Origin of the sequence: Candidatus Uabimicrobium helgolandensis (assembly GCF_041508025.1) — a bacterium.
Classification (GTDB): Bacteria; Planctomycetota; Uabimicrobiia; order Uabimicrobiales; family Uabimicrobiaceae; genus Uabimicrobium; species Uabimicrobium helgolandensis.
The window spans coordinates 4,033,695-4,044,653 of record NZ_CP165719.1 but is presented as its reverse complement, the minus strand read 5'-3'; the positions used below and the strand labels follow the sequence as shown (position 1 = coordinate 4,044,653).

At 36.4% G+C, this 10,959-nt stretch carries 8 protein-coding genes; 6 read left to right on the top strand and 2 right to left on the bottom strand.

Features of this window, described 5'->3' with window-relative positions:
• Window positions 1-8: 8 nt before the first annotated feature.
• From UABHE_RS14745 to shc, 6 genes are all read left to right on the top strand, one after another.
• Window positions 9-1,256 (top strand): NAD(P)/FAD-dependent oxidoreductase, encoded by a 1,248-nt coding sequence (locus UABHE_RS14745; RefSeq protein ID WP_372371101.1) that lies wholly within the window; start codon window positions 9-11, stop codon window positions 1,254-1,256.
• A complete protein-coding gene (locus tag UABHE_RS14740; RefSeq protein ID WP_372371100.1) occupies window positions 1,256-2,062 on the top strand; it encodes a DUF1365 domain-containing protein in 807 nt (268 codons plus the stop codon). Before UABHE_RS14745 ends, UABHE_RS14740 begins: the two co-directional genes overlap by 1 nt.
• Window positions 2,062-2,283, top strand: coding sequence for a hypothetical protein (locus UABHE_RS14735; protein ID WP_372371099.1), 222 nt, complete (start codon window positions 2,062-2,064; stop codon window positions 2,281-2,283). The genes UABHE_RS14740 and UABHE_RS14735 overlap by 1 nt, the downstream gene beginning before the upstream one ends.
• A 9-nt stretch (window positions 2,284-2,292) precedes the next feature.
• Complete coding sequence (locus UABHE_RS14730) at window positions 2,293-5,733, top strand: DUF1800 family protein (protein ID WP_372371098.1); 3,441 nt, start codon at window positions 2,293-2,295, stop codon at window positions 5,731-5,733.
• 6 nt (window positions 5,734-5,739) lie between these two features.
• Window positions 5,740-6,528 carry a hypothetical protein gene (locus tag UABHE_RS14725; RefSeq protein ID WP_372371097.1) on the top strand — a complete coding sequence of 263 codons (789 nt, stop codon included), beginning with the start codon at window positions 5,740-5,742 and terminating at the stop codon, window positions 6,526-6,528.
• Window positions 6,529-6,705: 177 nt separating this feature from the next.
• Window positions 6,706-8,739 carry a squalene--hopene cyclase gene (shc, locus tag UABHE_RS14720; RefSeq protein WP_372371096.1) on the top strand — a complete coding sequence of 678 codons (2,034 nt, stop codon included), beginning with the start codon at window positions 6,706-6,708 and terminating at the stop codon, window positions 8,737-8,739.
• Between the two features lie 177 nt (window positions 8,740-8,916).
• On the opposite strand, the gene UABHE_RS14715 is transcribed toward shc, so the two are convergent.
• The gene (locus UABHE_RS14715) at window positions 8,917-9,813 is read right to left on the bottom strand and encodes a histone deacetylase (RefSeq protein WP_372371095.1); all 897 of its coding nucleotides are present in this window, start codon (window positions 9,811-9,813) and stop codon (window positions 8,917-8,919) included.
• Window positions 9,814-10,917, bottom strand: a complete 1,104-nt coding sequence (locus UABHE_RS14710; protein WP_372371094.1) for a hypothetical protein — start codon at window positions 10,915-10,917, stop codon at window positions 9,814-9,816.
• Window positions 10,918-10,959: the final 42 nt, after the last annotated feature.

Below are 10,959 nucleotides of genomic sequence, written 5' to 3'. Positions count from 1 at the left end.
CTTATCATATGCAAAAATTAGCAATCATTGGCTCTGGAATTTCGGGCATTGCCAGCGCATACTATCTAAGAAATAACTACAATATAACTATATTCGAAAAAGAAAACTACTTAGGTGGGCATACAAACACTGTTACCATTAAAGAAAATGGTAAAGAGTATAATATAGATACTGGATTTATTGTCTACAACGAAGTAACATATCCCAATTTAACTAAGCTTTTTTCTGAATTAGAAGTAGAAACACAAGCAAGCAACATGTCTTTTAGCTTACATAATCTAAAGACAAATCTGCAATTTTGTGGCGCAGGCTTACCAGGAATATTCGCGCAAAAAAGTAATGCTTTCCGTTTCGAGTATTGGCGGTTTATTCTGCAAATCATGCGCTTTTTTAAAACATCGGTAAGTGATTTACAAAACAATAACGTCAATATGCCTCTTGGAACCTACCTCAAGAAGCGTCGATACAATAAATATTTCATTGAAAATTATATTGTTCCAATGAGTTCAGCAATTTGGTCAACCTCAATGGAAAAGATGATGGAATTTCCAGCGCGAACTCTAATTGAGTTTTTTCGCAATCATGGTCTTTTAGGTGTAGATACTCATCATCCTTGGCGCACTGTTGCAAATGGATCTTCTTCTTACATAAAACAAATATGCAAAAATATATCTGCACAAATTCATAGCAATAGCCCTGTAAAATCTGTTTGTCGTGATCATAATGGAGTGGTTGTATGTACAAAAGAACATAAATATAAATTCGATAAGGTTCTACTTGCTACTCACGCTGATCAAGCATTACATCTTCTTAAAGATGCTTCGCAAGAGGAAAAAAACGTTCTCGGATGCTTTAAATATCAAAAAAATAAAGCTATATTACACTGCGACTCTAGTACTATGCCACCAATACGCAGTATTTGGAGTGCTTGGAATTATAAAATACTCCCAGGAAATTCAACACACACAACCACAACAACATACTATATGAATTACCTGCAAAATCTAAAAACTACTCGCGATTACTTTGTGTCAATCAATGAATTTATGCCCATTGATCCACAGAAAATTTTATACGAAACGGTTTACGAACATCCTTTGTTTTCTATGGAAGCGATAAACGCACAAAAAAAACTACAAGAACTACAAAACAATGGGCAAGTTTTTTTTGCCGGAAGCTATTTTGGCTATGGTTTTCATGAAGATGGTTTGCGTTCAGCAGTAGAAGTTTCTGAGTTATTAGCGAGAAAAAGCTAATGCAAAATTCGTGTATATATGAAGGAAGAGTTATTCATAATCGCGTAGGATCGATCAAAAACAAATTTACTTACCGCGTATATATGATGTTCCTCGATTTAGATGAAATTGTAAATTTGACAAAAAATATATGGTGCTTGGGACAAAACAAATGGCAATTGTTTTCCTTTTATGATAAAGACTATTTATGGCATAATAAAGAACAAAACAAACCACTAAATGAACGTTTTCGCAGCTTTTTACAACAACAAAAAATTGCGATAGCACATCGCGTATGTTTACTTACAAATATACGAATAGTAGGTCATGTTTTTAATCCAGTCAGTTTTTATTTTTGTTATGATAAAAACAATAATCTTTATCACACTGTCGCGGAAGTTACCAATACTTTTTCTGAGCAAAAATATTATCATATACCAATGAAAAATAAAGAAGGTCACGTTTATCGTCACAACGATAGAAAAGATTTTTACATTTCTCCTTTTGTTGATTCAGATACAAAATTACAGTTTTTTTTTCAAGCTCCAAATGAAAACCTCAAAGTATGTATCCACTCGTTTTCCAACGAAAAACCAATTGTGAAAACAGCTTTATCATTGAAAAGAAACGAGATGGCCAGCGGCTCTCTTTTAAAGATGTTTTTCAAATATCCACATATGACTTGGAAAGTAGTTTTGCTAATACATTACCAAGCTTTACGCTTATGGTGGAAAAAAGTACCTTTTTTCACAAAAGGATCGATAGATAAGAAGATGTCAGTAGAACAAAGAGCACAAATCACCAAGAAAAAAATTAGGAAAAATTAATGGAAGAAATCTCGATTGAAGAAGTTGCAATGTTATACGAAGCTATTGCCGATGAACTAGAAATTGCAGCACGCCATTGCGAAGCTGCGGCACAACGTTTTCGCCAACAAGAAGTTCCACGAGGATCTTCGCATGGATTTGCTGTACACGGTCACTTACAATGCGCGCAAAAAATTTTAAATAAAGTCGCAGAAATTCATGCTTCAAATTCTCATATTTAGGATACTAAAGTGAAAATTTTATTACTATTCATGTCGTGCGTTTTCATCTGTAGCGAAGAGCTATCGTTTCTCTATTCAACAACAGTAGTTAGAGAAAATGAAACGCGAATGATTGTTATTTCTAAAAAAACTGCTACCAAAAAAGACACTCTAGTTACTGTTAAGAGTCTAGCACCTGAATTTGTAAAAATTATAGAACAACCCACTTTACTTGCTAAACACAACCTTGCTTATGTTCGCGTACGCGGAATTAAATTAGGTAGCGCAAAATTAGTCCTAGAAAACGGTAGTGAATTAATAGTTGAATGTAAAGCGAAAGACAATCACCGCGCTCATTTACAAATAATCACGCCAATCTCCGGAAGTAGTGTCTACGGTAAATTTGTTGTTGCAGTTGATGTTAGTTCTTACAATAACAAGGCCTTTGATAAAATACAGTTAAAATCAGGTAACCATCAATTTGAAGCTTATAAAATTTTGCATTTAGATGCAATCCACAAACGCTATTTATTTTCTGTCAATAGTGAATTATTACCGACAACAGCTAGTTTGGTTGCAAAAGCATGGCATAGGTATAAGATTATTGGTCACTCTCAAGTTATTGTTTCTACTTCTAAAGTATTAGCTAAAAAAGGTGAGTGTGAAGATGATTATATCGTAAATGTAAAATCTCGTTTTAATCGCAATCGCAATCGCAAAATTCGCAAAGTCTTCCACCCAGACGCAGGTAATAAAACCTGTATTTTTCAAGCAAGCACTTTTCCTGTATGGAGTTTTGAATATAATATTGCGAAACAAGGCAACTACCAACTCATTCTTCGAGCGAAAGGGGACTTTGCAGGGGGAGCTTTTCCTGGAGTAAGCGTACATGTCAACAATAAGCAAAATCCGGTTACATCTGGGCGAATTGTCGACAGTAACTGGCACCGCACTGTAATTGGCAAGCCGTTTTCCTTAACAAAAGGAAAAAACATAGTCAGTGTTTTGTTTGTTAATGACTTTTTTTCAACACCTTGGCAAGATCGCAATTTAATGCTTGATCAATATGAGCTTATCTCCGTCGAAGAACAAGCAGATACTTCAATGATGATGTCTCAACCAACAAGTCGCGAAGAAATAAAAATAATTTTGCGTAGCCTTTTTGACGGAGAAGAAACAACAGGGTGTACTTTTGTTGATGGTACTTGTATTACATCTTCGTCAATAGCTCCTAGAGTTAAGTTACATGTAAATGACGAAGTTGTTTACGAGCAGACCACATTTGATATTTTTTTTCCTATTTTTCGCGAGTGTTTACAAAAAGGAAAAAACACTGTTTATCTAAGTGCACAGATAGGTAACGGTCCTGTTTTTACTAGTTTGAAACAAGAATTGATAAATCCCAAAGAACTAAACCGTCCGTTACCTAAATTTTATCGATTCTCTGGCGTAGATTTACGTTGGGATAATCAAAAAAAATTAACAAAAGATAATCAGAAAAAAAGCGATGTTTTGTTTTTCGCAACAAATGAAACACGCACTTTACAACTACCAAAAAATATACGTGGAAACTTCCGCATCTACGTTGACGCGCGAGGTAAAAATTTTCGTGGTAAAGCAAAACTGCAAGTAACTGTAGATAAACAGGAACTACCTGTATTTGAAGTTCCTCAATTTTGGAACATTAAAGAGATTGGTCAAACAAAAATTGACAACGGCCAAATAAAAGTTTCTTTCATTAATGATGCTTTCGAAGAAAAAATAGGTGACCGCAATTTATTTGTGAATGCCATAATACTAGTACAAGTAATGCCTCCTGACACCACACCTCCAAGTGTACGCGTTTTATACCCTGAGCAAAACCAAATAGTCTACGGTGGTGATGTCATCATCGCTCAAATATACGACGACGGACTTGTTGGTCCAGCTAATATCTATATCAACGGACAAACAAAAAATATGAACATCCAACGTTTAGGGCGCGCTGGTCACTACATTTTTCCTTTACCCTTAACTCACCTTAAAACTGGAAAGCACTATTTTTTTGTACGAGTAAGCGATAGCGCTGGTAATGTAAGCGAAAGCAAAGAGATTGCCTTTAATGTGGTAAGCGAAAAACCACAAATGGGAACAAAATATAGCCGTGCAGTAGCGCTTCTCAACCGTTTTGCTTATGGGCCAGAACTCGATGAACTTGGTAAAGTTCTTGTTTTAGGCGAAAATACTTGGTTAACACAAAATATTACCCACCAACAAAGCTCGAAAGATTCAATGATCATTTCGCGTGTCGTTGAACAATTTCCACGTCAAGGTTCATATGCAATTCAGCAACGTATAATTTTGCAGTTACTACTAATGCAAAACACTGTACGAGGACGTTTTGTCATGTGGGCTCAGAACCATTTTTCAACATGGCTTCGTAAAGTACAAGGTATGGAAAAATGGCAAGAGCACGAACAGTTTAACAAAGAAGGTGTTTGTCACTTTCATGATCTTTTATTAACCTCAGCAACAAGTCCAGCAATGCTTTTCTACTTAGATCAAGATAGTAGCTTTACCAATCGCATTAACGAAAATTATGCGCGAGAAATTATGGAATTACATACTCTTGGGGTAAACGGTGGTTATTCACAGCAAGATGTAACAGCTTTGTCGCGACTACTGACAGGATGGACATCTACCATTACTACACGTAGCGATTCTGGTGGTGGAATAAACCGTGAACAACGTTTTGTAAAAATGCTTAATAGTAGTAAACAAGAAAAGATTCTAGGCGTGCATTTTCCTGTAGCAACAGGAAACGAAAAAATCCATAGAATTTTACGTGTATTTGAGTTACTTGCTGCGCATCCAAATACTGCAAAGTTTATTTGTCAAAAACTGGCCGATCAATATGTTTCATCTCCAGCACCTACAAAATTGGTGGAAGATCTAACAAAAGTTTTTCATGAAAGTTACGGTGATTTTCGCGAAATATTACTATTTCTCAGTAAGCACCCTTTGTTTTGGGAAGACGCTCTTCTTTGCAAAAAATTCACAACTCCCCAAGATTACGCTCTTCGTTTAGGACGCTGTACTAACATGCAAATTTCAGGTGTTATTAGCCGTTATTTGGGAAACAGCGGCATGTCATTTTTTGATAAAGCAACACCAGATGGCTACCCTCAACATGCGCAATTTTACACTGACTCCAACATGATTTTGCAACGTTGGAAATTGAGTAACGATCTACAAAATCAATTTATGAAATTTGTCCCTGGACCATGGCAAAGATCATATACAATTAGCAATCGCGAATTTTTAGAAGAAACAATTGATATAATTGCTATGCGTATAACCGGTCATGTTCTCAATGAGAAGTCGCAAAAAATAGCCAGGAACATTTTAAATAAAACACATAAAGATCATCGTGCTAAGTTAAAAGAGTTAATAATGTTAATGACGAAATTACCAGAAATGAATTTTAAGTAATATATTATGAATAAACTTTTACTTGTATGTTTGACGTGTTGTTTTTTCGGTTGCCAAACGCAAATACCGGAAAAACAACGTAAACCACTTTTTGAACATTTTCCTCCACAAAAAACAGTCAATAACCCTAAATGGGGCGAGAAACTACAAGATATTAAAAATCATGAGGTCTTTTATGAAAATAATTTTAAAGACCTCGTGACTACAGCGCACGAAGCTACACATGATATCAGTATATTTTTCCGAATGAATGAGCAGCAACACTATTTTCGCAAAATCAATGCTTTTTATGTCTTCGACAACAAAGTAGCTATTATAGAAAACCCTCCAATTGCACTAGAAAAGGTATATAATTTTATACCAAAAGAACTAAAGGGAAAGCTATTTGACAACTACTTTCCGAACGCTGGTTATCAAGATAACCCTCTATATATATGGGAAGAGTGGACTGCTTATGTCAACGGAGCTGAAGTAGGAACTGATCTTGTAGAAAATGAACTATGGAATCAAGGAAAACGCGATACCTTACTTGCAACGCTCGAATTTTTAGTTTACTCTGCAGCGCTTGTTATCGCTACCCAAGAATTAGCGCCTCTCTACTACCAAACGTACCCAAATTTTGAAGAATTTTTCGCATGGAATGCAAAGCGTACATGGCGTGTTTATAAAAAAACACAGAAATTGTCGCCCTTTGATAATGACCTCCATCGCAATTACTTAAAAATTTTAAAAACCAGTACGCAAGCAAAAAAGCTACGCTTGTTTTTGCAAAACTATGTGGAAATAAATAATTGACAAATGTAGTTAGTTATGCTTTATTATTAACAGACTAACCGAACGGTCAATCCTGTAAACCCCCTTGGGTAAAAGCTCTTAAGCTTTTTGCAACCCTTTCCTGACCGCTTGGTCAGCACTATTGAAACACACTACATATTTTGTTGGTTGTCTACATGTGAACATAAAGGGATTATTGTGAATGTTAATGTATTAGAGGCACAAAGAAATCAAACAGACATTACAGATATAAACAGTCTTGTTAGTTCTGCTGTTAATTGGTTAAAGAAAAATCAAAACGAAGAAGGCTACTGGGTCGGTATGTTAGAATCTAACTCGTGTATGGAAGCAGAGTGGATTTTAATGCAACATTTCTTAGGTATTGATGGTGATCATAAATACAACAAAGTGGTTCAATGTATTCTAAACGAACAACGAGCCGATGGTTCTTGGGAAGTATTTTACGATGCTCCCTCCGGAGATATCAATACAACAGTTGAAAGCTATGCTGCTTTACGAGTCGCAGGTGTAGATTTAAACAGCGAGCCAATGGTAAAAGCTCGTACTTGGATTTTACAACGCGATCTAAAAAGTTTACGTGTTTTTACTAAATATTGGCTTGCACTTATTGGTGAGTGGCCTTGGGAGTACACACCGCAGTTACCACCAGAACTAATATTCTTGCCTTCATGGTCACCTCTTAATATTTACAAATTTTCTTCTTGGGCACGTGGTACACTTGTGCCTATGGCTATCCTATCAGCGAATCGCCCTGTTCGACCTTTACCTCCAGAAAAAAGACTTGATGAATTATTTCCACAAGGACGAGAAAATTTAGATTACAGTTTACCTCGTGACAAATCAGTAGCTTCTTGGGAATCACTTTTTCTTGTCATCGATCGCGCATTAAACATCTACACCAAATTACCTTGGAAGCCCATGAGGAAACTAGCCAAAAAACTTTGTGTTGAGTGGGTTATTGAACGCCAAGAAGCAGATGGTGCGTGGAGCGGTATTCAACCACCTTGGGTTTATTCGCTTATGGCTCTTAATACCGAAAATTATTCCATAGACCACCCTGTTCTTGACAAAGGCCTTTCTGCTTTTGATAAACACTGGTCTTACGAAAAAGGCGGCGGTATATATCTACAAGCTAGCGAATCTCCCGTTTGGGACACTGTTCTTTCATGTCTCGCCATGTTAGATTGCGATGTAAAAGTAACTGAAAATGAACAATTACAAAAAGCAATGAAGTGGATTCTCAACAAACAAATCAAAGAAAAAGGTGATTGGCAAGTATACTCTCCAAAAGCCCCTTGCGGAGGGTGGTCTTTTGAAAGAGCAAATAATTACTATCCTGATACTGATGATACTGCTGTTGCCTTAATAGTTCTTAGTAAAATGTGTCACCAGCTGCAAGATTCAGAGCAAACACAAAAAATGAAAGAAGCGATAAACACTGCAAAAGAATGGCTACTAGAACTACAGTCTTCTAATGGAGGCTGGGGAGCGTTTGACAAAAATAACAATAGTAAAATCGTTACCAAAATACCATTCTGCGATTTTGGTGAAGCACTAGATCCTCCAAGCGTTGACGTTACGGCGCATGTAGTCGAAGCATTTGGAGAAATGGGTTACGATAAACACTACCCTCCTGTAGCAAGAGCTATCAGATACATGAAAAACGAACAAGAAGAAGATGGTTCATGGTTTGGAAGATGGGGGGTTAACTACATATACGGAACCGCAGCTGTTTTACCAGCACTCAAGGTGGTAGGCGAAGACATGAATTCTGAATACATTCACCGAGCAGCCGAATGGATTATGTTACATCAAAATAGCGACGGTGGATGGGGAGAAACATGCCAATCTTACATCGACGAAAGCCTTAAAGGCAAAGGAGAAAGTACTCCTTCCCAAACAGGATGGGCGCTAATGGCTCTATTAGCTGTAGACTCAAATTCTTATGACAACTCCATCCTAAAAGGAATTGAATGGCTAAAAAATAATCATGAAGAAGGTAGTTGGGATGAAAACCAGTACACAGGAACAGGATTTCCTGGTTATGGTGTTGGTGAACGTGTGTTTTTGAAGAAAGTAAAAGGCTCCTTGCAGCAAGGCTCCGAGCTTTCCAGAGCATTTATGATCAACTACAATTACTATCGTCATTATTTTCCGCTCATGGCTCTTGGACGCGCGCAAAAACACTTCTCAAAGCAAAATGTTTATTAAAAATAAACTACAACATCTCCACGTTTAGATTTTCATTTTAGGGAGTAACAAAGTTTTAGAAATACATTGTATTCTACAACTAAAAGTAATAAAGTTACTCCCTAAAAAACATTAAATCTGTAGCTATATGTTCTACAATCATCCTAAGTTACACTCTTTAATTTCTATCCAACTTCTCTAAACAAATTGTCGTGCTTGCTCGTGAATAACACAGTGTCTGCGGACTAGGCCATCTAAATTTTTATGATAGCCTCCACCGATTACAGTCGCAACAGGTACACCATTATCGACGCATGTTTTAAGTACAAGATAATCGCGCGCGGCAATTCCTTGTGATGTCATTGACAATTTCCCGAGAGCATCATCTTCGTGAACATCCACACCAGCATCATAAATTACCAAGTCTGGCTCAAATTCTAACATTGCAGAGAGCCCTTGTCGCAAAGCCACCATGTATTCATCATCGCCAATGTCTTTTTCCAAAGCTATATCGAGATCACTATCAGGTTTCTGTAAAGGAAAATTATTCTTACAGTGTATCGAGCAAGTAAAAACATCGGTATTGTTTTGAAAAATAGTTGCTGTGCCATCTCCTTGGTGAACATCACAATCTAAAATAAATATCAAATCCGCCAATTGTTGTTCAATAAGTGTAAGTGCTGTAATCGCTAAGTCATTAAAAATACAAAAACCTGAACCAAAATTAAAATGAGAATGATGCGTACCACCTGCTAAATGACATGCAATTCCATTTTCTAATGCTAGCTTTGCCGTTAGCAATGTACCACCTATAGAATAAGTTGCTCTTAAAGCTAGTTGTTCACTCCACGGAAGACCAATTCTCTTAGCGCGCTTTACATCAAGATTATTAGCGAAAAAATTGTCTACATAATCTTGGCTATGTGCAATTTTGATCATCTCTTGTGTAACAGGCTCTGGACTGACAATATCATTTTTAGTAATGATTCTTGTTCTAAGTAGCCTTTCGTATAACAAACGAAATTTTTCCATGCGAAATCGATGTTTGCTAGGAAATGGAACACTGTATATAGGATGATAAACACAAGCGACCACTTACTTATCTCCTTGGCGATGGAAAAAATCGTTCAAGTCTTCGTACAGGCTTTTGCTCTCTGAATCTAGAGGAATAGTCGTTTTTCCCATTAAAGGTAAAGGTTCACTACTTTTCCTTGCCATCATAACTTGCCAAAGAAACCCAAGCATCCACACATGATTGCGTAATACAATACGATTCAATCTTCTAAAGCACAATAAAAACATATCTTGTTGCAACAAATTACGCGCATAGTACATAACTCTTAAACGTGCTTCAAAAATGTCTTGTAGTATGCTTAAGGAGCTACACATAAGCAAAATAAAGTAGCCGCGCTGTTGAAAATAACTTGGCTGTGGTACATAAAAATTATTATCTATATAATCATCCAATTCACTACTCAAAAGCTCTCTTTTTTTGACAATTTCTTTTAAAGTCACAACATCTTCTTGCGAAGGTAGCTCATTTACCTCCCCACGTGCACGCCGCCAAACACAAGGTAATCCCCAAACCTCCTTAATTGCTTGGTCTTCTAAATCATGAACCTCTTGTTGTCCCTTATTATATACCTTCGACAAAGTTTTGTAATCTGTGGACCATTCATTTGCTTTCACAATAGAATCGCTGGGCATTACTTTTTCTATAAGGCCCACCAACGATTCAAATTTCTCTATTTCTAACCAGTCTTGTTCTAAATTGCGCTCAGAACAGCTGTGATTGTTAAAGGTTTGCCACAAAAAAGACCCATCTTGCCTTTCTATTGCCATACCATCATAGCTACAAGTACTATCGCAAGCACATTTTAATCTAAAACGCAACAAATTCTTATCGCGCGTTTCTCCTTCTGGACGAATATAGTTTTCTCTAAATATTTTTTTCAATTCATTTATAGACAAAAGTTCTTTCTGCAAACAAGTTACATCATTTACAAAACTTTTCTCTTGCTGTGACAGTGAAGAAAAAGCAAATTCTACTCCTTCATCTGCTACCACTTTACAAAATTTAGACACAACACTAAATCTCTTGTGCATGCAAAAAACACAATCTATGTGCAACTCTTCTCTTTGTGGATAAGGTAAAAAATATTTGATATCTAATTCTTTATTACATGTATTACATTGCATAACAAAATTCCTTACTATGTAATTTAAATCATCGTTTGTGTA

Excerpts from the sequence above, each read along its gene's own strand:
- UABHE_RS14745 (WP_372371101.1), top strand. The coding sequence starts at position 9 with ATGCAAAAATTAGCAATCATTGGCTCTGGAATTTCGGGCATTGCCAGC.
- UABHE_RS14735 (WP_372371099.1), top strand. The coding sequence starts at position 2,062 with ATGGAAGAAATCTCGATTGAAGAAGTTGCAATGTTATACGAAGCTATT.
- UABHE_RS14725 (WP_372371097.1), top strand. The coding sequence starts at position 5,740 with ATGAATAAACTTTTACTTGTATGTTTGACGTGTTGTTTTTTCGGTTGC.
- UABHE_RS14740 (WP_372371100.1), top strand. The coding sequence starts at position 1,256 with ATGCAAAATTCGTGTATATATGAAGGAAGAGTTATTCATAATCGCGTA.
- UABHE_RS14710 (WP_372371094.1), bottom strand. The coding sequence starts at position 10,917 with ATGCAATGTAATACATGTAATAAAGAATTAGATATCAAATATTTTTTA.